This window comes from Pseudomonas mediterranea CFBP 5447, from assembly GCF_000774145.1.
In the GTDB taxonomy this organism is placed as follows: domain Bacteria; phylum Pseudomonadota; class Gammaproteobacteria; order Pseudomonadales; family Pseudomonadaceae; genus Aquipseudomonas; species Aquipseudomonas mediterranea.
This window is the reverse complement of record NZ_KN322987.1, coordinates 458,667-480,621: the sequence shown is the minus strand read 5'-3', so window position 1 is coordinate 480,621 and position 21,955 is coordinate 458,667. Positions and strand designations below refer to the sequence as shown.

At 62.3% G+C, this 21,955-nt stretch carries 18 protein-coding genes; 9 read left to right on the top strand and 9 right to left on the bottom strand.

The window, feature by feature from the left end; translation table 11 throughout:
- The first annotated feature begins 179 nt into the window (after positions 1–179).
- Positions 180–1,106, top strand: a complete 927-nt coding sequence (locus N005_RS22240; RefSeq protein WP_047703149.1) for a Gfo/Idh/MocA family protein — start codon at positions 180–182, stop codon at positions 1,104–1,106.
- Positions 1,107–1,224: 118 nt separating this feature from the next.
- Here the strand turns inward: N005_RS22240 and N005_RS22235 are convergent, their stop codons facing one another.
- The 8 genes from N005_RS22235 to N005_RS22200 form a co-directional block, all read right to left on the bottom strand.
- Positions 1,225–2,376 (bottom strand): acyl-CoA dehydrogenase family protein, encoded by a 1,152-nt coding sequence (locus N005_RS22235; RefSeq protein ID WP_047703148.1) that lies wholly within the window; start codon positions 2,374–2,376, stop codon positions 1,225–1,227.
- Positions 2,377–2,380: 4 nt separating this feature from the next.
- On the bottom strand, positions 2,381–3,487 hold the full coding sequence (locus tag N005_RS22230; protein ID WP_047703147.1) for an enoyl-CoA hydratase/isomerase family protein: 1,107 nt from the start codon (positions 3,485–3,487) through the stop codon (positions 2,381–2,383).
- A 134-nt stretch (positions 3,488–3,621) separates the two neighbouring features.
- On the bottom strand, positions 3,622–4,329 hold the full coding sequence (locus N005_RS22225) for an HPP family protein (RefSeq protein WP_047703146.1): 708 nt from the start codon (positions 4,327–4,329) through the stop codon (positions 3,622–3,624).
- Between the two features lie 175 nt (positions 4,330–4,504).
- The gene (locus N005_RS22220; RefSeq protein ID WP_047703145.1) at positions 4,505–5,884 is read right to left on the bottom strand and encodes a UDP-glucose dehydrogenase family protein; all 1,380 of its coding nucleotides are present in this window, start codon (positions 5,882–5,884) and stop codon (positions 4,505–4,507) included.
- A 184-nt stretch (positions 5,885–6,068) separates the two neighbouring features.
- Positions 6,069–6,989, bottom strand: a complete 921-nt coding sequence (locus tag N005_RS22215) for a LysR family transcriptional regulator (RefSeq protein ID WP_047703144.1) — start codon at positions 6,987–6,989, stop codon at positions 6,069–6,071.
- Between the two features lie 38 nt (positions 6,990–7,027).
- Positions 7,028–7,567: a hypothetical protein gene (locus tag N005_RS22210; protein WP_047703143.1), complete on the bottom strand. Its 540-nt coding sequence runs from the start codon at positions 7,565–7,567 to the stop codon at positions 7,028–7,030.
- A 175-nt stretch (positions 7,568–7,742) separates the two neighbouring features.
- The gene (locus N005_RS22205; protein ID WP_047703142.1) at positions 7,743–8,546 is read right to left on the bottom strand and encodes a putative hydro-lyase; all 804 of its coding nucleotides are present in this window, start codon (positions 8,544–8,546) and stop codon (positions 7,743–7,745) included.
- 91 nt (positions 8,547–8,637) lie between these two features.
- On the bottom strand, positions 8,638–9,585 hold the full coding sequence (locus N005_RS22200) for a LysR family transcriptional regulator (protein WP_047703141.1): 948 nt from the start codon (positions 9,583–9,585) through the stop codon (positions 8,638–8,640).
- Positions 9,586–9,840: 255 nt separating this feature from the next.
- Here N005_RS22200 and N005_RS22195 point away from each other — a divergent pair, with 255 nt between their 5' ends.
- From N005_RS22195 to N005_RS22180, 4 genes are all read left to right on the top strand, one after another.
- Positions 9,841–11,082 carry an OprD family porin gene (locus N005_RS22195; protein ID WP_047703140.1) on the top strand — a complete coding sequence of 414 codons (1,242 nt, stop codon included), beginning with the start codon at positions 9,841–9,843 and terminating at the stop codon, positions 11,080–11,082.
- A 340-nt stretch (positions 11,083–11,422) separates the two neighbouring features.
- Complete coding sequence (locus N005_RS22190; RefSeq protein WP_047703139.1) at positions 11,423–12,865, top strand: coniferyl aldehyde dehydrogenase; 1,443 nt, start codon at positions 11,423–11,425, stop codon at positions 12,863–12,865.
- 19 nt (positions 12,866–12,884) lie between these two features.
- On the top strand, positions 12,885–13,823 hold the full coding sequence (locus N005_RS22185; protein ID WP_052126448.1) for an alpha/beta hydrolase: 939 nt from the start codon (positions 12,885–12,887) through the stop codon (positions 13,821–13,823).
- Positions 13,824–14,026: 203 nt separating this feature from the next.
- Entirely contained in the window at positions 14,027–14,689 is a 663-nt protein-coding gene (locus N005_RS22180; protein WP_047703138.1) for a TetR/AcrR family transcriptional regulator, read from the top strand.
- Positions 14,690–14,815: 126 nt separating this feature from the next.
- Here the strand turns inward: N005_RS22180 and N005_RS22175 are convergent, their stop codons facing one another.
- Positions 14,816–16,639 carry a sigma-54-dependent Fis family transcriptional regulator gene (locus tag N005_RS22175; RefSeq protein WP_047703137.1) on the bottom strand — a complete coding sequence of 608 codons (1,824 nt, stop codon included), beginning with the start codon at positions 16,637–16,639 and terminating at the stop codon, positions 14,816–14,818.
- Between the two features lie 273 nt (positions 16,640–16,912).
- On the opposite strand from N005_RS22175, the gene N005_RS22170 reads away from it, so the two are divergent.
- The 4 genes from N005_RS22170 (at position 16,913) to N005_RS22155 (ending at position 21,953) form a co-directional block, all read left to right on the top strand.
- The gene (locus N005_RS22170) at positions 16,913–17,680 is read left to right on the top strand and encodes a coniferyl-alcohol dehydrogenase (RefSeq protein ID WP_047703136.1); all 768 of its coding nucleotides are present in this window, start codon (positions 16,913–16,915) and stop codon (positions 17,678–17,680) included.
- A gap of 88 nt (positions 17,681–17,768) precedes the next feature.
- Positions 17,769–19,415 (top strand): DUF1302 domain-containing protein, encoded by a 1,647-nt coding sequence (locus tag N005_RS22165; RefSeq protein WP_047703135.1) that lies wholly within the window; start codon positions 17,769–17,771, stop codon positions 19,413–19,415.
- 18 nt (positions 19,416–19,433) lie between these two features.
- On the top strand, positions 19,434–20,795 hold the full coding sequence (locus tag N005_RS22160; protein ID WP_047703134.1) for a DUF1329 domain-containing protein: 1,362 nt from the start codon (positions 19,434–19,436) through the stop codon (positions 20,793–20,795).
- Positions 20,796–20,873: 78 nt separating this feature from the next.
- Positions 20,874–21,953, top strand: a complete 1,080-nt coding sequence (locus N005_RS22155; protein ID WP_047703133.1) for a WD40/YVTN/BNR-like repeat-containing protein — start codon at positions 20,874–20,876, stop codon at positions 21,951–21,953.
- The last annotated feature ends 2 nt before the right edge of the window (positions 21,954–21,955 follow it).

Here is a 21,955-nt window from a genome sequence, read left to right as displayed (position 1 = left end):
TGTAGTGGTAAAGCTTTTTCTTCCGCGAATTCCTGAGCGCTTTATAAGCGCTTATTGAGAAAAAAGCCCCTTCGGCGGCTCCGGCGCCCGTTTGATCTGTGATGCGCATCACTATTGTCTGCCAAGCGTTTTACGTCTAGTTTGCTGGCCGATTACAAGTAAAAAAACAGGAGTCTTTGATGCAACCGATCCGTCTCGGTCTGGTGGGCTACGGCAAGATTGCCCAGGATCAGCATGTCCCTGCGATCCACGCCAATCCCGCGTTTCAACTGGTGGCGGTCGCCACGCAAGGGCAGCCCTGTGCCGGGGTAGAGAATTTCAAGTCCCTGGGCGAGCTGCTTGCCAGCGGTCCCCAGGTTGATGCAATAGCGTTCTGCACGCCGCCGCAGGGCCGATTCGCGCTGGTGGAGCAAGCCTTGGACGCCGGCAAACACGTGCTGGTGGAGAAACCGCCGTGCGCTACCCTCGGTGAAGCGATGGCGTTGGTCGACCAGGCCGAAGAGCAGGGCGTCAGTGCGTTGTTTGCCTGGCACTCGCGCTACGCGCCCGGCATCGAAGCGGCCAGGGACTGGCTAGCCAGCCGCACTCTGCAAAGCGTGCAGATCGACTGGAAGGAGGATGTGCGCAAATGGCATCCCGGCCAGGCATGGATCTGGCAACCGGGCGGCCTCGGGGTGTTCGATCCCGGCATCAATGCCTTGTCGATCGCGACCCATCTGTTGCCACGGCCGCTGTTCGTCAAATCGGCGCAGCTACGGGTTCCCGATAATTGCCAGTCGCCTATCGCCGCAAGCATCCAGATGTCGGATGCCCGTCACCTCGATATCCGCGCGGAGTTCGATTTCGACCACGGTCACGATGAACTCTGGAGCATCGAGATCCGCTGCGCCGAAGGCACCTTGCGCCTGGACAACGGCGGCGCGCTGCTGAGCATCGATGGCGTGCACCAGGCGGTTTCGGAGGAGGGTGAGTACGCGGCAGTGTATCGACACTTCCAACGGCTGATCGCCGACAAGGCCAGCGACCTGGACCTGCAACCGCTGCGGCTGGTGGCGGATAGCTTTTTTGTCGGCAGCCGGACGTTGGTTGAGCCGTTCTACGATTGATCGCGCTGTAACAGGTAGACCGCTATCGCGAGCAGGCTCGCTCCCACAGGGTCCGTGGTGTACGCAAATATTGCGTACTCCAGAGATCCAATGTGGGAGCGAGCCTGCTCGCGATGCTTTACACCAGGTAGTTCTTCAATTCCCGGGCGATGACCATCCGCTGGATCTCGCTCGACCCTTCATAGATCTGGGTAATCCGCGCATCGCGGTAGTAGCGCTCCACCGGATAGTCTTCCAGATAGCCGTATCCACCATGAATCTGCATCGCCGAGGAGCAGACCTTTTCGGCCATTTCCGAGGCGAACAGCTTCGCCTGGGAGGCTTCCGAGAGGCAGGGTTTGCCGGCGCTGCGCAGGCGGGCGGCGTGGAGGATGAGCAGGCGGGCGGCATTCAGGCGGGTGTGCATGTCGGCCAGCAGGTTGGCGACGCTCTGGTGCTCGATGATCGGTTTGTCGAACTGCACCCGATCCCGCGAATAGGCCAGGGCCGCCTCGAATGCCGCCCGGGCGATACCGAGGGCCTGGGCGGCGATGCCGATGCGGCCGCCTTCCAGGTTGGAGAGGGCGATCGCCAGGCCCTTGCCACGGGCACCCAACAGGTTCGCCTCGGGGACGCGGCAGTTGTTCAAGGTAACGGCACAGGTGTCCGAAGCGCGGATGCCCATCTTGTGCTCGGTGCGATCGACGATGAAGCCCGGTGTATCGGTCGGCACCAGGAAGGCCGAGATGCCTTTCTTGCCCAGGTCCGGGTCTGTCACCGCGAACACAATCGCCAGTTTCGCCCGCTTGCCGTTGCTGACGAACTGTTTGGCGCCATTGATGACCCAGTGGCCATCCCGCAATTCGGCGCGGGTGCGCAGGTTGTGCGCCTCGGAGCCGGCCTGGGGTTCGGTCAGGCAGAAGCAGCCAATGGCCTGTCCGCTCGCCAGGTCGGCCAGCCAGGTCTGTTTCTGTTCATCGGTGCCGAAATTCAGGACCGGCCCGCAACCCACCGAGTTGTGGATGCTCATCAGGGCCCCGGTGGCGCCATCACCCGCGGAGATTTCCTCCACCGCCAGGGCGTAGGCGACGTAGTCGACGTAGGTGCCGCCCCATTCCTCGGGCACCACCATGCCCAGCAGGCCCAGCTCACCCATCTTCGCCACCAGGCCATCGTCGATCCACCCGGCCTTCTCCCACGCCTGGGCATGGGGCGCGATTTCGCCACGGGCAAAGTCCCGGGCCATGTCGCGGATCATCACTTGTTCTTCGGTCAATTCGAGGTCGTGCATGGGCTCAGTTCCGGAGGTCGTCGAGGCCGTCGAAGAAACTCGCGACCTGGTTCGCGTCGAGCGTATCCAGGGTCGGCGGGTTCCAGCGTGGCGTCTTGTCTTTATCGATCAGCAGGGCGCGCACGCCTTCGATCAGGTCGCCGCGCTCGAACCATTGCCGGTCCAGGTGCAGCTCCAGGGCGAAACAGTCTTCCAGGCTCAGATGGCGCCCGCGTCGCAGCATTTCCAGGGTGACCGCCATGGCCAGGGGCGAGCGGGTTTCCATCAGCTCAGCGGTTTGCAGCGCCCATTCATGGCTGTTGGCAACAGTGACCTGGCGCAGTTGCTCGACCATGCTCGGCACATCGGGCAGGGCGAAGAAGTGATCGATGGCCGGGCGCAGGTCGTCCAGCGGTGGGGCCGGCAGTTGCTGCACGGCGAGTTTCGCCAGCAGGCTTTGCAGGTCCTTGAGCGGCATGTCGCTCCATTCCAGGCGGTCGAGACGCTCGTCGAGCTGGGCGAGCTTGCGGCTTTCCAGGTACCAGTCGGCCAACCCGCAGTACAACGCGTCGGCGGCCTTTATCTGGGCGCCGCTGACCCCCAGGTAGATGCCCAGCTCGCCAGGGATACGCGGCAGGAAATAACTGCCACCGACGTCCGGGAAATAACCGATGCCGACCTCGGGCATGCCCAGGCGGCTGCGTTCGGTCACCACCCGCAGGTCCGCGCCCTGGGCCAGGCCCATGCCGCCGCCCAGGACGAAACCGTCCATCAGGGCGAGAATGGGTTTGCGGTAATGGTGGATCGTCAGGTCGAGGGCATACTCCTCGACGAAAAAGTCTTCGTGCAGCGTGTCGCCTTGCTTATGGCTGTCGTACAGCGAACGGATATCGCCACCGGCACAGAACGCCTTTTCTCCGGCGCCGCGCAACACCACCGCGTGGATCTGAGGGTCGGCAAGCCAGGCATCGAGTTGTTGCTGCAAGCTGCGCACCATGCCCAGGGTCAGGGCATTGAGGCCGGCGGGGCGGTTCAGGGTCAAATGGCCGATGTGGTTGCGAACCTCGACCAACACCTCACAGGCCACGACTTCGACGCTCCCTGTGGCTTGGGATGAAACCTGAGCAGTCATCGCTAACTCCCTGCTTTTATTGTTCTTTATGAATTGTGTCGCGCGTATCCGGTCGGGATCGTAACAGTGCAAAATTGCCTCGCACAACCGGTATACGTGCAGGTCCTGTCTGCATATTTATAGCAGCCACAGGCTCAGTCGCGACCCGATAGCACCTCCGTGATGCTGCGGCGCTTGGCATTTCGCTCGCTGGCATGGATCAATTGTTCGAGATCTTCGGGGGTTACGTCGAAGAATGCTTCCATTTCCGCAAGAGCCAGTTTCAAGTCCTCGGCGGTAATGGCCTGACGGTCGACGGGAGGATGGTCGGCGGGAATGACCGCCACCGGTTCGCTGGCCCGCTTCGGATAGCGCACCCGCGTCAGGTTGTTGTAGGCCAGCGCACTGACCAGCAGTGCGGAACCTGCCAGCATGGCCGCGCCGAGCGCCTGCCAGTCCAGGGCGACAATGGACGAATCCGCCAGCACCAACGTCGCCGCCAGGGCACCGGCCGGGGGATGAATACAGCGCAGCCAGCACATCAACACCAGTGCCATGCCGGCTGCCAGGCAAGCGCTGCCCAGCGTGCGCCCCAGTACATGAGCCACCAGCAGGCCCACGACCGAGGCACACAGGTAACCGCCGAAAATCGACCAGGGCTGGGCTAGGGCGCCCGAAGACACGGCGAACAGCAGCACTGCCGAAGCCCCGAGAGGGCCGATCAGGTGTTGCGCCACTTCGAGGCCATACACCTGGCCGCAGAGCCAGACACTGAACATCACCCCCAGGGCCATGCCGATGGCGGCGCGGCTCCATTCGGTGGGACGGGTATTGATAGCAGCGGGGAACCAGCGAGAAAGCATAGAGCACGAATCCGAAAAGCGAACAAAAAAAGGGGCTTACGGGAAGATCCCTGAAAGCCCTTTAAGTGTTCCAACAATTGGGGAAGGAACGCTGCACAGTGTGACGTTCGCCATCCCCGCTTACAAATTCATATTAATGCTGTTTGAGATCATTTATTTTGAAGTAAGCATGTGCTCAAGCGCTTCGCGAGATCGGGTAGCGGGCTTGCGGTGCGATGGGCAACTCGCATGACCGTCCACGCCCCATCGGGAAGTAGGTAAAGCCCTTGTCGGCCATGCGCTCCGGGTCGTACAGGTTGCGACCATCAAAGACCACGGGGGCCTTGAGCCGTTGCCGGATCAGCGCGAAGTCCGGCGCCTTGAAAGGTTGCCATTCGGTACAGATGATCAGCGCATCGGCACCCGGCAAGACCGATTCCGGGGTGCCCATCAGCATGAGTTTCGACTCGTTGGGGTAGAGCTGCTGGGTCTGCTGCATTGCCTCCGGATCGAACGCCCGGACAGCGGCGCCGGCGGCCCACAGCGACTCCAGGAGCACCCGGCTCGGAGCGTCGCGCATGTCGTCGGTATTGGGCTTGAAGGCCAGCCCCCACAACGCAAAGGTCCTGCCGCGCAGATCGCCGTTGTAGAACGCCTTGATCCGCTCGAACAGCTTGTGTTTCTGCCTTGCGTTGATGGCTTCCACCGCTTGCAGCAGATCGCTGGCGCAATGGGCCTGCTCGGCGCTGTGGATCAGGGCGCGCATGTCCTTGGGGAAGCACGAGCCACCGTAGCCGCAGCCTGGGTAGATGAAGTGATAGCCGATGCGTGAGTCGGCACCGATGCCCAGGCGCACCGCTTCGATGTCGGCCCCCAGGTGCTCCGCCAGTTCCGCGATCTGATTGATGAAGCTGATCTTGGTCGCGAGCATGGCGTTGGCGGCGTACTTGGTCAGCTCGGCGCTGCGCAGGTCCATGAACAAGACCCGGTCGTGGTTGCGATTGAACGGTGCATACAGGTCGCGCATGGTTTCGCGCACCTCATCGCGCTCGCAACCGACCACGATGCGATCCGGGCGGCGGCAATCGGCGACCGCCGAGCCTTCCTTGAGAAACTCCGGATTGGAGGCGATATCGAATTGCAACAGGCGGCCTGCCTTGATCAGGCATTTATCGATGTGGGCCCGCAAGGCATCGCCGGTGCCCACCGGTACGGTGGACTTCTCCACCAACAGCACCGGTTGCTCGCGGTAGCGGGCGACGGCTTCACCCACCGCCATGACCTGGCACAGATCGGCCGAGCCATCGTCCCTGGATGGCGTGCCTACCGCGATGAACAGCACCTGCCCGTGCTGCACGGCGAGCCGTTCATCGCTGGTGAAATGCAATCTTCCGGCGTCAAGCCCTTCACGCACCAATGGCGCCAGGCCTGGCTCGTAGATGCTGACCTGGCCTTGACGCAGGCATTCGACTTTCTGCTCGTCGATGTCCATGCAGACCACGTCATGGCCCACTTCGGCCAGCACGGCGGCTTGCACCAACCCGACGTAACCGCTTCCGAATACCGTTATTTTCATCTGGTGGTTCCCTGGCTATTCCCGGCCTGCATGACCCGCGATCCGTGATGAATCGTGGTGTATGGGTCCAGAGTAAGTCGGGAATATTGCAGTTCACTGACAGTTCGTAGTCGCGCCGGCGCCGTCATAAGCCAGATTTGGATAGGAGGGGCGCCAAGGGTCGCCCACGGTGGTTCACGGAAGCCTACTGCGCCTCCAGCCGGTACCCCGCAGGCAGCGCCCCGACGAACTCATCCACCACCTCCCGGGTCAGGCTGACGATGTCTTCCACCCGTTCCATGCCCGCGCCGGTGCGCCAGCTGGCAACGATGTCCATCACCGAGGGCAGCGGTATGCCGGTGACCAGGGTCAGCGTGCCCTGTGCCAGTTCGCCCTGTACCAGCGCCGCCGGCATGGCGCCGATGCCGAAGCCGTCGCGAACCAGGCGGGTGATGGCCGAGGCCGAGTTCACGCAGTTGATGCGCGGTGACACGATGTTCGCCGAGTGCAGCAGGTTGAGGATGTCCTGATGGGGTCGCGAGTTGCGTGAGAAGGTCACGATGCGTTCCTGGGACAGATCCTCCAGCGAGGCGTATTGCCGGTCATAGACCGAGCCGGTGCGCACCACCCAATGCATCGGATACCGGGTCAGCAGCGCATTGCGCACGCTGTCCAGGCGCAGGATATCGGTCTGGAAAATGATGTCCTGGTAACCTTTTTCCAGTTGGGAACACAGGTTGCTCGCCGTGTCGGCCGACAGTTCGATCTCCAGGGCTGGATAGCACTCCATCAGGCGCGTGACCAACGGGCTGAGCCAAGTGTGGATGACCGTATCCATGGCGCCGATGCGGATCCGACCACGGACCTGGCGCGGATCCTTGATCACCGCCTTCATGCTCTGCATGGTGTCCATGATGCGCTCGGCATATTCCAGCACCCGTTGTCCTTCGGAGGTCAGCGACACGCCTTTGGAGTCGCGCACGAACAGCCGCACGCCCATTTCGTCTTCCAAGGCCGCGATCCGGCTGGAAATGGACGCCTGGGTGGTGAAGAGTTTCTCTGCCGTGAGCCGGAAGCTCTTCAGGCGAGCGACCCAGACGAAGGTTTCCAGAAACTTGATATTCACGTCGGCGGCTCCCCGGAGCTGAGATTGCAATGAGTCGTTTACAGCGGTTCGGCCGCCACATACTGGAGCACCGCTTGAAGCCCGGCTGCATCCGGCGCGTTGTCCATAATCGTGCGGACGTCACACCATGGATAGTCCAGCGCCGAAACCCACGCCATGACCGGCGCCAGGTCGGCTGCCGGCAACGTAGCCATGTGCTCGATGGTGATCGTCAATCGTTCAGCCCGGTGCGATGCAGGCTCGAACTGCCAGTCATACACCCCACAACCGACCCGGACCTCGCCGCTGTGCTTGTCCGACATCGCCACCAGCCATTTGCATTGGAACGCCTTGGCATTCTCGGAAGGCGAGGCGCCCAGGCAAAACGTATAGACGTTTTCGAAGGTCTGGCCAAAGCGCCTGACCAGGACGTCGCCAATGGCCTCGCGGCCTTCCACATGCCCCGGAAAAGAGATCGAGCCAGTGCGCACGATCATGTCCAGGGTGGCATCGGCCGTGAAGGCCTGGTCCAGCAGGTGAGGGCGGTTGGCGTCCTTGGCGTTGATGTACTGCTGGATCGATCGTTGGGCCGTGTTCATCGGGTGTCCATGTCGGGTTGAGAGGTGCTGTTCTAATAAATAGGGTTCAAGCAACCCAATACCTGTGGGAGCGAGCCAGCTCGCGAAGGCGGTGGGTCAGGCAACTCGATGCCGGCCTTGCCGCCGCTATCGCGAGCAGGCTCGCTCCCACAGGGTATGTGGTTAACCGAGAAGTCTACAAAGCACTATTCCACAAATCCGTCACCAGCATGCAACCCGGCGCGTGGGTGATGCACAGCGGTGGACGCGAGGCCTGGACCACCGATTGCGGGGTCACGCCGCAGGCCCAGAACACCGGGATCTCGTCCGCCTCGATCGGCACGGCGTCGCCGTAGTCCGGTTTGTCCAGGGATTGAATGCCGATCAGCGATGGGTCGCCGATGTGTACCGGGGCGCCATGGACATTGGGCATGCGACCGGTGATCTGGATCGCCTGGATCGCGGCGGCGGCTTTCATCGGTCGCATGGTCACCACCATCTTGCCGGAGAGGCGGGCGGTGGGGCGAGTGTCGATGTTGGTCCGGAACATGGCGATGTTGCGACCCAGATCGATGTGCCGCAGCCGGATGCCGGCTTCCAGCAGCGGTTGTTCGAAAGAGAATGAACAGCCGAGGGCGAAGGCCACCATGTCGTCCTGCCACAGATGTTCGATGTCCAGCGGCTCTTCGCTCAACTCGCCGTCACGGAAGACCCGGTAGCGGGGCACTTCGTGACGGATATCGATGGCGTTGCCCAGGTTGCGGAAGTACGGGTCCCCGGGTTCGGTCACGTCCAATATCGGGCAGGCCTGGCGATTGAGGGTGCAGTAGCGCAGGAACTCGTTGGCCCAATCGCCGGGCAGGATCACGATATTGGCTTGTACCCGTCCCTTGCCCAGGCCGCTGGTATGCCCTTGGTACCGGCCCGCAGCGATGCCTTGGCGCAGGGCAAGGGGCTCATAATGTTGTAATTGTTCAAACGACAAGGCTGGGAGGGACATCAAGGTTTCTCCATGGGTTCGTCCGTTCTTTTTAGAAAACCCAGGCAACGACGTCCAACAAGGAATGTTGGTACCCCGTGACAAATAAAAGTTATTCGAGCGAGAGCGGACCGTTCAGGCCTGGTGCCGTCACCATGCGTTGCGGACCGACATCCAGGGCATATTGCCCAACCACCTGGCGGCTCATCTGAACGATGCTCTCGATCAGTTCCAGCCCCACGCCCGCGCGCCAGGACGCGATGACGTTCAACTGCGGCAGGGAAGTACCCGGTTCCAACTGGATCAGCTCGCCACTTGCCAGGGGTTTGGCCACCAGTGCCGCGGGCAGGGCACCTATACCGAAACCGTCGCGAATCAACCGCGTCATGGCCGACACCGAGTTGACGCAACTGACCCGTGGGGCGTTGATCCCTTGGGCGTACAGCAAATTGAGGACATCCTGATGCGGCCGTGACTGCTTGACGAAAGTGATGATGCGTTCGCTCGCCATCTCGGCCAGCGAAGCATAAGGCCGGGCATAGATCGAATGACTGGCGGCGATCCAATGCATGGGGTAGTGACCCAATTCGAGGTTGCGCACACTTTCGTGGCGGACCAGGTCGGTCTGGAAGGCGATGTCCAGGTAACCCTTCTGCAACTGATCGCACAGATTGCGTGCAGCGTCGGCGGTGATTTCGATTTCCACCGCCGGAAACGCCTGCATCAGCATCGACATCAACGGGCTCAGCCACGTGTGGATCACCGTATCCATCACGCCGATGCGCACCAGGCCTTGCTGCTCGTTGCCGGTGCCCAGCGACTGTTTCAGCGCACGCTGGACCTCGAGCATCTGCTCGGCGTAGTTGAGCACCTTGAAACCTTCGGGCGTCAGCGATACGCCCCGGGAATCGCGCACGAACAGGCGCAGGCCCAACTCGTCCTCCAACGATGCGATCCGGGCGGAAATCGCGGCCTGGGTGCTGAACATCTTTTCGGCGGTCAGGCTGAAGCTTTGCAGGCGTGCCACCCAGACGAAGGTTTCGAGGAACTTGAGGTTCATGACGGTTCTCTTGGTGCTTGTAGTTCTTATGATTGCAATTGTTACTCCAGATCGGGCCATTGGAGGCATCAATTTTTCTTATGTCCGATCTGCCTTTTTTCCCGTTTGACGCTTTCCAGGCGTGACGCGAAGAATCCACCCCGACGACGCAGCTCACTGCGCCCGTGTCCCAACGACAACGTCTTCACACAAGAATAACGAGGCGCCCGCAAAGCCCCCCGAGAGGGTTCGCTCGCGCCGATAAAAGGAGCACGCATGCAACATTTCAGATCCTTCCCGCGGATATACGCCCCAATCGGCACGGTGCTTGGCTTGAGCCTGATCGGCATGCCTGCTGCCCGGGCGGATTTCATCGCCGACAGCAAAGGCAGCCTTGAGGCGCGCAACTTCTACTTCAACCGCGACTTCCGCCAGGAAGGTTCACGGGACAAGGCCGAGGAGTGGGCCCAGGGCTTTTTGCTGCGGATGGAGTCGGGCTATACCGCCGGCACTGTCGGTTTCGGCCTGGATGTCTTGGGCATGGCCGGTTTCAAGCTGGATTCCGGTGGCGGTACGGCGGGCACCAACCTGTTGCCGGCGGATTTGTCCGGAGGGTCGCAAGACCGTTACGGCGAACTGGGCCTGACCGCCAAGGTGCGCGTGTCCAACAGCACCCTCAAGGCGGGAACGCTGCAGATCAAGGACCCGGTGGTGAGCTCCAACGATACGCGGCTGTTGCCGGCGACGTTCAAGGGCGGACTGCTGAATGTGCAGGAAATCGATCGATTGAAGCTGACCGGTGGGCAGTTCACCCAGATCAACGTCGTCGACTCCACCGATTACCAGGACATGACCGCGAACCGCATCGGCGGCACCAGCGACAAGTTCCAATTCGCCGGAGCGGACTATCAGTTCCTGCCCAACCTCACGGCGCAGTACCGTTACGGGAAACTGCAGGACATCTACCAGCAGAACTACCTCGGGTTCGTCCATACCCTGGACCTGGGGGCCGGTCAATCGTTCAAGAGCGACGTGCGTTATTCGCGCAGCACCGAGGACGGCAATTTCCGCAACATCGACAACCAGGCCTTTGGCGCACTGTTTACCTACAGTCTGGGTGGTCATGCCGTGGGCCTGGGTTACCAGCGCATGAGCGGCGACGATCCTTTCCCGTACATCAGCCGCAGCGACCCGTATCTGGTCAACTTCGTCCAGATCGGCGACTTCGCCAACATCGACGAGCGCTCCTGGCAAGCCCGCTATGACTACAACTTTGCCGCCCTCGGTGTACCCGGGTTGACGTTCATGACCCGCTACATCTCCGGTGACAACGTGCAGCGCGCTGCGCCGGGGGAGGGCAAGGAGTGGGAACGCAATACCGACATTGCCTACGTGGTGCAGGACGGCACGTTGAAAGGGCTCGGGTTGAAATGGCGCAACGCCTCGGTGCGTTCGAACTTTGGCAATGACCTGGATGAGAACCGGTTGATTGTCAGTTACACCATGGCGCTCTGGTAAGCGAGGACGGCCTCAAGGCGCTACTCAAATGAGCGGCGCCAAATATAAGTTATTAAATATAATCAATTTTCCAGTTTTCGTGATTTTCAACCGAGAGGCCAGGTCGTCGGATGACGACGGGAGCTGGTTGTTCACTTGCGCGACATAATCCGTCTTTAGATGCTGTAAGCCATGACTTTCCGGATTTGACGGCCATTCATCAGCCTGCAAAAAATAAGGAAACCTATGGGTTTCCTTTGTCCTGTTTTTTGTCATACTCCACCCTGCAAGTCGGCAGAGGTGCCTGCTTGCCCGGTATTAGTACTGGCTAATAACAATTCCACCAGCAGGTATCCACGCCATGAGTATTCTCGGTCACCACGCTACAGCGGCTCCCGCCGAACAACTGGCTACCGCCCTCGCACGAATGAAGCAGGCCCACCTGGACGAAGGGCCCGCAAGCCTGGCGTTGCGCCGTGACCGTCTGGATCGGGCGATTGCCCTGTTGCTGGAAAACCGTGAAGCCATCGTCGCGGCGGTGTCCGCGGACTTCGGCAACCGCAGTCGCGAACAGACGCTGCTGTCGGATATCGCCGGTTCGGTGGCGAGCCTCAAGCATTGCCGCGAGCACCTGGCCGAGTGGATGCAGTCGGAGACGCATCCGGCCCCGTTCCCCGGTTGCGAAGCCCGGGTTGACTACCAGCCGTTGGGCGTCGTGGGGGTGATCAGCCCGTGGAACTTCCCCATCGTATTGGCCTTCGGGCCGCTGGCGAGCATTCTCGCTGCCGGCAACCGGGCCATGCTCAAGCCTTCGGAGCTGACCCCGCGTACCTCGGCGTTGATCGACGAGCTGATTGCCCGCTATTTCGACGAGCGCGAGCTCTGCACGGTGCTGGGCGATGCCGAGGTCGGGGCGCTGTTCAGTGCGCAACCCTTCGACCACCTGATCTTTACCGGCGGTACGTCGGTGGCCCGACACATCATGCGTGCCGCCTCGGACAACCTGGTGCCGGTGACGTTGGAGCTGGGTGGCAAATCTCCGGTGCTGGTTTCCCGTAGTGCCGACCTGGCTACCGTGGTGCAGCGGGTCCTGACGGTGAAGACCTTCAACGCCGGGCAGATCTGCCTGGCCCCGGACTACGTGTTGCTACCGGAAGAGTGGCTGGAGAACTTCGTCGGCGAGGCGATTCGTTTCGTCAGCGCCATGTACCCGACCCTGCGCAGCAACGCTGACTACACGTCGATCATCAACCCGCGCAACTTCGATCGTCTGCGCGGTTACCTCGCCGATGCCGAAGCCAAGGGCGCGCGACTGGTGGAGATCAACCCTGCGCAAGAAGACCTGAGCGACCGCGAGATCCGCAAGATCGCCCCAACCCTGGTGCTCGATCCCGATGAGCAGATGCAGGTACTGCGCGAGGAAATCTTCGGTCCGTTGCTACCGATCAAGACCTATCGCGACTTCGCCACGGCCATCGACTACGTCAACGCGCAGCCTCGGCCGTTGGCGGCCTATTATTTCGGCGAGGATGCGCATGAGCGCGAGCAGGTGCTGGAGCGCACGACGTCGGGCGGCGTGGTGATCAACGACGTGATGAGCCATGTGCTGTTCGAGGCACTGCCCTTTGGCGGGGTCGGTCACTCCGGCATGGGCGCCTATCATGGTGTCTATGGTTTCCGCACCTTCAGCCATGCCAAGGCGGTGGTGGTGCAGAGCGCTATCGGTGAGTCCAATCTGGCGATGCGCGCGCCTTACGGCCCGATGATCCATGGCCTGCTCGACCACTTGCTGACGGCCAACTGAGCCATCTGGGAGCCTGATCATGAACCTGTTGCAAACGCTCAAGGCCAAGCTGCTGCGTGCCCTTGCCAAGCGCATGAAGGCCAAGTTCGTCTACGACGCGGCACTTTATCCGCCGCGCACGGTAGAGGAGCGGCACATCCCGACAGCCTGGGGGCCGGCGCGGGCGCTGTTCTACTGGCCCGATACGTCGCCTGGGGAACCTCTCCCGGTGTATCTGAACCTGCATGGCGGTGGATTCGTCGCTGGAGTGCCGGAACACGACGACAGCTATTGCCGACGCCTGGCCCATAACCTGGGTTGCCTGGTGGTCAATCTGGATTATGTCCTGGCCCCCGAGCATCCCTTTCCGGCGGGTTTACGCCAGAGCTTCGAGGTGCTGGAGTGGCTGGCCGGGCAGGGCGCGACGCTGGGTATCGACCCACAGCGCATCGCTGTCGGCGGGCACAGCGCTGGCGGCAATCTGGCGGCCGGTCTGGCGAATCTGGCGCGAGGGCACGAGCGATTCCGAGTCGTGCACCAAGTCATCGACTATGCGGCGCTGGACGTCTCCCAGGCTCCTGAGCTGAAGCGCTCGACGATCGACAAGCCGCTGCTCGGCCCGGGGCTGATGCGCCTCTTCAACCAGTGTTACCTGAGCGACCCGGCCCAGGCCCGCGATGTCCTGGTCTCGCCATTACTGGCACCGGTCGAGGCACTGCGCGGCCTGCCTGCCGCCACGTTGATCACTGCCGAGTACGATATCCTGCGCGCCGAAGGCCAGGCCTATGGGGAGAAACTGCGTCAGGCCGGTGTGGCGGTGAACGAGAGAATGTTTCCCGGCTGCGATCATATGTTCACTCACCTGGGGCCGGATGCTTCTGCGGAGGAGGCGTGGCAGTTCATCGAGGAGGCGTTGCGTGGGGCTTTCGCGGGTGTGGCGGTGGAAGCCGATAGCGCTTGCGCAACGGTGCTTTCCTGAGCGACGCCCCCAAACCGTTTGGCCTTTAAGAGTAATTGTGGCGAGGGAGCTTGCTCCCGCTCGACTGCGAAGCAGTCGCCAAGACCCGGAGGGGCTACTGCGTAGCCCAGCGGGAGCAAGCTCCCTCGCCACAGGTTATTGTGTTGTCTGTTTGAATGATGCTTGCCAGGATACTTGCCCCATGTCGATCAACAGGCCCCGTCATGCCTGAAACCACCCCACAGGCCGTCAGGCGCGGTCGGCCGCCGCTGCGCAGTCGCGAGGAGCAGATGAGCCTGTTGCTCGACGCGGCGGCGCAGATACTCGGCAGTGGCAACTTCGCCAACGTCACCATGGACACCATCGCCCGCGCCGCCGGCATCTCGAAGAAAACCCTGTACCAGTTGGTGGCGAGCAAGGAAGTGCTGTTGTCGCAATTGGTGGCCCGGGACCTGTCGACCCTCGAGCTGTTGTTGGAAAGCGGTATCGATTGCGCCGAGGATCTGCTCAGCGAACTGCGCATGTACCTGACCCTGTGGGCGCGCCTGACCTTGTCGCCGTTGGCGCTGGGACTCTACTTGATGGCCGTGCAAGGGCGCGAGACTGCGCCGGACATCGCGAGGATCTGGTACCAGGAAGGCGCCGAGCGATGCCTGGGCCTGTTGCGCAGCTGGTTGGACAAGGCGGCGGGCAAGGGGCTTCTGGTTCAGGAGGATGTCGAGCCGGCGGTCGAGTTGATCGATGCGTTGTTGATCTCGCAACCACTCAAGCTGTTCACCCTGGGCGTGCAGCAAAGCTGGTCCGACGAGCAGATCGGCCAACGGGTCGACGTGGCCCTCGGCATGTTTGGGCGTTGTTTCATCCAGCACGAATCAGAGTCGGGATGAGCCTTTGGCGAGAGTACCGTGGGAGCAAGGCTTGCCCGCGATGAGGGTGCCTCGGTTTCAGGACAGACCGCGTTAACTTCATCGCGGGCAAGCCTTGCTCCCACAGATACTCTCCCCCATGGATAATCAATTTCCCCCTGAACGCCGCGACAGCCGATACGACAATTGAGCACGAGTCAGCCCAAGCCGGCGCGCGGCCTCGGAAACGTTGCCTTTCACCTCGGCCAGGCAATGGTCGATCATCGTTTCCTCGATCTCCTGCAGCGACAGCCGACTCAAGTCCTTGCCACCGAACAGGGCCTGGATCGCGTCATTGCCGGCCTGGGCCGGCGCGGCAGGCGCAGGGGCGGCCGGGTCATTCGGGGCGGCCGCCAGTTGACCGCGGGTGCCAATGGAGAACATCGGCTGCGCCAGGCGTTCGCCGCTGGTGAACAGATGGGCCAGGTCGATGGCGCCGCCATCCGGCGCGCTGATCACGCCGCGCTCTACCAGGTTCTGCAGTTCACGGATGTTGCCCGGAAAGTCATAGGCGAGCAGGGTGTCGGCCGTGCGTGGGGTGAAGCCGCTGATCTGCCGGCCATGATGACGGGTGAAGCGGTGCAGGAAGTGGGTCATCAGTAGCGGGATGTCTTCCTTGCGCTCGCGCAGGGGCGGCAGGTGGATCGGGAAGACATTCAGGCGGAAGAACAAGTCTTCGCGAAACTCGCCGTGCTGGGCGGCGGCGCGCAGGTCGACGTTGGTCGCGGCGACCACCCGCACATCGACCCTCAAGGTACGACTGCCGCCGACGCGCTCGATCTCACCTTCCTGCAAGGCCCGCAGCAGTTTGCCTTGGGCGACCAGGCTGAGGGTGGCGATTTCGTCGAGGAACAGGGTGCCGCCATCGGCGCGTTCGAAACGCCCGGCGCGGGATTGGGTCGCCCCGGTGAAGGCCCCGCGCTCGACGCCAAACAGCTCCGACTCCATCAGGTTTTCGGGAATGGCGGCGCAGTTGATCGCGACAAAAGGCGCATCGTGCCGCGGGCTGATGCGGTGCAGCATGCGTGCAAACATTTCCTTGCCGACGCCGGATTCACCGGTGAACAGCACCGTTGCCTGGGTCGGGGCGACTCGGCGCAGCATGTGGCAGGCAGCGTTGAATGCCGAGGAGATGCCGACCATGTCGCCGTCCTGGGTCGGTTGCGCATCGGCTTGCGGACCGGGCGGCAACACGCCCTTGCCGCCCGGGCTGGAAGGTACCGTGCTACGCCCGCCACTGCTGACGAAAGGTTCGGCTTTCAGGGCAGCAAGGTCTTCTTCTGCATCATCCCACTCTTCAGCGGGTTTACCGATCAGCCGACAGATGCTGGAACCGGTGGAGCGGCATTCGACCTCGCGGTAGAGGATCAAACGACCGACCATCGCCGAGGTGTATCCGGTGGCGTAGCCGGTCTGCATCCAGCACGCCGGCTCGGTGCCGATGCCGAACTGGGCGATGTGCTCGTCATCCTCGCTGGAGTGGTGCCAGAGGAACTCACCGTAATAGGTGCCCAGGTTCATATCGAATTCGAAATGCACCGGCTCGACTTTAACCGCGCCTTCTATGGCGTGGATGATCGGGCCGGCGGCGAACAGCGCCAGGAAGTCAGCCTCGGGGAAGCGTTCCTTGATCAATGCCGCATCCCGCGCACCGCAGTGGTAGCCGGTGCGCAGCAGGATGCCTCGGGCCCGGGCCAGGCCCATGCTTTCGATCATCTCCCGCCGCAGTGCGCCGACGCCGCTGCTGTGCATCAACAGCATGCGTGCGCCGTTGAGCCAGATGCGCCCGTCGCCCGGGCTGAACATCAGGCATTCGGTCAGATCCTGCAGGGTAGGGGCCGTGCCGGGCGGCAATTGTTCGCTGGCGCCGCGCACGTGTTTCTTTCGGACTCCGCCGGAGAGTTCGGCCAGGGAGATCAGCTTGTCTGCCATCGGAAATCCTTAATATGAGTAATCATAATCCGCATAGTGCAGCATGAATTTGCTGAAATCATCACTTTTTTCGGCCCTCGTTTTTCCCGCATCACGCCGTTTTTTTATCAATAGCGCCTGTATGCCGCGTGCTTGAGCGGTCGCCCGGTCGTTGCCGAGAGATGGCACATCGCTTGCTACAACTAGTTACCGATCTTAACTAGTTCGGCAATAACAACACGACTTGGCTGCCGTCCTCGGAAGGGCAGTACAAGCACGAACCGGGAAATCCGTATGAAGCTGACCAGCAAAAGGATTGTCGTGACCGGGGTCTCCTCGGGCATCGGCGCCGAGACCGCCCGAACCCTGCGTGCCTACGGAGCGATCGTGATCGGTATGGATCGCAACGAGCCCAACCTGAGCCTGGATGAGTTCGTCCAGGCCGATCTCAGTCACCCCGAAGCCATCGATGCGGCCGTGCGCCGCTTGCCGGATCAGATCGACGGCTTGTGCAATATCGCTGGGGTGCCTGGGACTGCCGATCCGCAACTGGTGGCCCAGGTCAATTATCTCGGCCTGCGCCACCTTTGCGCGGCGGTGCTGCCGCGGATTAGTGCCGGTGGCAGCATCGTCAACGTGGCCTCGATCCTCGGTGCGCAATGGCCGCAGCGGTTGGAGCTGCACAAGGCCCTGGCCCGCACCGAAAGTTTCTTCCAGGGACAAGCCTGGCTGGCCCAACACCCGGTGCCCCAGCAGAGTTGCTACCAGTATTTCAAAGAAGCCTTGATCGTCTGGAACTACGTGCAGGCCCAGCCCTGGTTCCTGCAGACCTCGGTGCGCATGAACAGCGTGGCGCCGGGCCCGGTGTTCACGCCCATCCTCGGTGATTTCGTCAGCATGCTCGGCCAGGAGCGCGTCGAGGCCGATGCGCACCGCATGAAGCGTCCGGCCTATGCCGATGAGGTGGCGGCTGCCATCGCCTTCCTGAGTGCGGACGAGTCCCGCTGGATCAATGGCGTCAACCTGCCGGTCGATGGCGGCCTGGCGTCCACCTACATCTGAACGAGGAACCCCGCCTGCGCATTTGCGGGCCGCTCATGGCCGGTCGTTTTCCACACGTTTCCAAACAACAAGAATAATGAGGAACATCATGCACAACACTCGATGCTATCCGGGCTTCAAGCGTTCCACCCTGGCACTCTCGGTGTGCCTCGCCGGGCTGGCCTCCCAGGCCCAAGCCGCACAGATCGACCTGGGCGACAGTGACTGGCGCCTGCGCTGGGACAACACCATCAAATACAGCCAGGCCTGGCGCCTGCAAGGTGCCGATGACCACTTGACCAACGCCTCCACGGCGGGTGGCTTGTACCCTTCGATCCAGGGGCAGGGCGACAGGAATTTCAGTCGCGGCCTGGTCTCCAATCGACTGGACCTGTTCAGTGAGATGGACCTGAGTCGGGAAAACTACGGCCTGCGTCTCAGCGGCGCGGCCTGGTACGACGATATCTATAACAAGGACACCGACGACAGCGCGAACCCGCATTTCCTCAGCGATACCCGGGAACTGCATGGGCGCGACGCCGAACTGCTGGATGCCTTCGTGTTTCTGCGCGGTGATGTCGGCGACGCAAGCCAAGGCACCCTGCGCCTGGGCCGGCATAGCCTGATCTATGGCGAGAGCCTGTTCTACGGCAGCAACGGCATCGCCGCTGCACAAGGCCCCACCGACGTGGTCAAGTTGCTCAGCGTACCGGGAACCCAGTTCAAGGAAATCCTGCGCCCGGTCAACCAAGTGTCCGGCCAGTTGCAGATCAACCCACAGTTGTCCGTCGGGGCCTATTACCAGTTCGAGTGGGAGCGTTCCAATGTGCCAGGGGCGGGCAGCTACCTGAGCGACAACGATGGCATCGGCAAAGGGGCAGGGGACTGGACCGAGGTGTTTGGCAACACCACCGTCCATGCTCCCGATATCGAGGCCAAGAACTCGGGCCAGGGCGGCCTGCAACTGCGCTTCAAGCCCGAAGGCACCGAACTGGAGCTGGGCTTCTATGCCGCCCAATACCACGACAAGACCCCGAGTGCGCTGTATGCCTACCTGGACGGTGCGGCGGCGGCCGCCACAGGGTTGCCGATCCTGAATTCCTATCGCCAGGTCTACGCCGAAGACATCAAGACCGTCGGCGCCAGCTTCTCCACGGCTTATGGCCCGTTCAACTTCGCCGGCGAAACCTCGGTGCGCTGGAACGCACCGCTGGTGAGCAACCTGCAGGTGGTGACACCGGGCACCGCGGCGGACAACAACGGTGATGCGCTCTACGCCAAGGGCAAGACCGCGCACGTGAACCTGTCGACGATCTACCTGCTGTCGCCCGGCGCGTTGTGGGACGGCGGCTCGGTGCTTGCCGAACTGGCCTGGAACCGCACCCTCAGCGTGACCGACAACCCCGGGGCACTGGACCCCAACACCACCCGTGATGCCACCGCGCTGCGGGTACTGGCCGAACCGGCTTACTTCCAGGTGGCCGACGGTCTCGACCTGAGCGTACCGGTGGGTTTTGGCGTGGGTCTCGACGGTCGCTCCTCGGCCGTCAGCAAGGGCGGTTTCGGCAACTCCCACGCCGGTGACTGGAGCGTTGGCCTCAAGGCCACTTACCTGCAGCGCTGGGACTTCGGCATCAACTACGTGAACTTCTTCGGCAAGGCCGCGGCAGGGCTGAACGAGGCGGGCAATTTCAGCTATGCGCAATCGCTGGCCGACCGTGACTTCGTCTCCATGTACGTGAAAACCACATTCTAATAAGAGGTTTCATCCCCTATGCAAAGCCAATTTTCCTTGCGTCTGTCGGCCCTGGCCATTGCCTTGCTGAGTGCCGGCGTGGTGCAGGCGGCGGTTTCCCCTGATCAGGCCGCACGGCTCAATACCGACCTCACCCCCATGGGCGCCGAGCGCGCGGGCAACAAGGACGGCAGCATTCCGGCGTGGACCGGGGGCTATACGACAGCGCCCGCAGGCTACAAGAACGGCGACAAACGTGCCGACCCCTTTGCCGCCGACAAGCCGCTGTATTCGGTCAGCGCGGCCAACATGGCGCAGTACGCCGATCAGTTGTCCGACGGCGTTAAAGCCTTGCTGCAGAAGTACCCGGGGTATCGCCTCGACGTCTATCCGACTCACCGCAGCGCCGCCGCGCCGCAATGGGTGTATGACAACACCTTGAAAAACGCGACCCGCGCCACCCTCGAAGTGGACTCGGAAAAAGTCAGCGGCGCCTATGGCGGGATTCCGTTCCCACTGCCACAGAACGGTGCCGAGGTGCTGTGGAACTATCGGTTGTCCTGGCAAGGCGCCGACACCTTCTACTCACCGTTCGACACCTGGCTGATGACCGCCGGCGGCAAGAAGATCCAGGCCACCCGCGCACGCTTCTGGTACCAGAACCCTTACTACTTCAAGGAGGGCAGCCTCGAAACCTTCGGAGGCAAGTTCTTGATCGGCAAGCTGGCCACTGAGCTGCCATCGTCCAAGGCCGGCGAAGGCCTGATGACCCACTGGGACATGGACCCCGGAAAACGTGCCGCCTGGCAGTACCTGGTCGGCCAGCGTCGGGTGAGGCGTGCACCGAACATTGCCTATGACACGCCGGACTTCGTCACCTCGGGAGTGGGTTTCTTCGACGAGGCTTTCATGGTCTTCGGCCCGACCGACCGTCACGACCTCAAGCTGGTGGGCAAGAAAGAACTGCTGGTGCCTTACAACAACAATCGTGCGGCCGCGGCGAAGAGCGACGACCTGGTCAAGCCGAACTTCCTCAACCCGGATCTGGTGCGTTGGGAAAAACATCGGGTCTGGGTGGTGAACGCCACGCTCAAGGACGGTAAGCGTCACGTGGTGCCAAAACGCACCTATTACGTCGACGAGGACTCCTGGCAAGTGCTGCTGGTGGACGGTTACGACGCCCAAGGCAAACTGGGTCGCACCAACTACTCGCTGACCCTGCTGGCCCCGGAAATGCCGGCGCTCACCGCACAGATGTCGTGGGGCAGCTACAACCTGGAGACCGGTGCCTACTTCCTCAACTCCGCAGCCAACGACCTGGATGTGCAGTACCAGAGCTACCCGCGTCCGCCATCTTCGTTCTTCACGCCTGACGCCATGGCCAACGACAGTTCGCGTTGAGTCGTTGCCCAACGCGCCGGGGCCCTGGCATCGGCGCGTTGCGTTTGGATAACTCTTGAGTGGTGGGTGGAGCGGGATATGAACGGTAACTTTTCACTCGGGCGGGCGTTGTCGGTGATCCTGGCGCTGACGGTCTTGCTGATGTCGGGCTGGACAACGGCCAGCCCCCGGATTGCCTTGCTCGACCAGGCGGCATTGCAGAGCGCCAAGGCCACCCACGCTGCATTGCTGGCGGTGACTCGCGCAGGCGATCGGCTGGTGGCGGTCGGCGAGCGCGGCATCGTCCTGCTCTCAGATGATTCCGGCCAGAGCTGGCGTCAGGCACGGGTGCCGGTCAGTGTCAGCCTGACGGCGGTGCAGTTCGTCGATGACGAGCAGGGCTGGGCCGTCGGTCACATGGGCGTGGTGCTGCATAGCACTGACGGCGGCGAAACCTGGGCCAAGCAACTCGATGGCGTCGCGGCGGCACAGTTGGCGCTGGTTGCCGCACAACAGGGCGGCGATGCCAGGCATGTGGAAGACGCCGAACGGCTGGTCGCGGACGGGCCGGACAAGCCGTTTCTCGACCTGTACTTCAGCGACCGTCGCAACGGCTATGTGGTCGGCGCCTATGGCCTGATCCTGCATACCGTGGACGGTGGCGGGACCTGGAAACCGTGGATGCAGCAGGTGGACAACCCCGAGGGCCTCAACCTGTACGGCATTCGCGCAATGGGGGGCGAACTGTTCATCGTCGGCGAGCGTGGCCTGTTGTTGCGATCCAAGGACAACGGCAGCCGCTTCCAGGCGCTCGAATCACCCTATGACGGCAGTTTCTTCGGTCTGCAAAGCAGTGCCAGCGGCGAACTGATCGCCTTCGGTCTGCGCGGCAATGCGTTCTGGTCGGGTGACCAGGGGAGCAGTTGGCGGCGCATCGAAACCGGCCTGGAAGTGGCCTTGTCCGCCGGTACTCAACTGAAGGATGGGGCGCTGCTCCTGGCCAGCCAGGCCGGTGACCTGTTGCTCAGTTCCGGTCGAGGCAGTCGCTTGCGGCATCTTTCCGGCCCGGCCGGTACCTCGATCGCCGGTCTGGTGGCCGCCCCGGATGGCAGCCTGGTCTGCGTCGGGCTGGGCGGGCTGACCCGTCTCGATCAAGCCCTTGTCTCGGCACAACGCTGAAC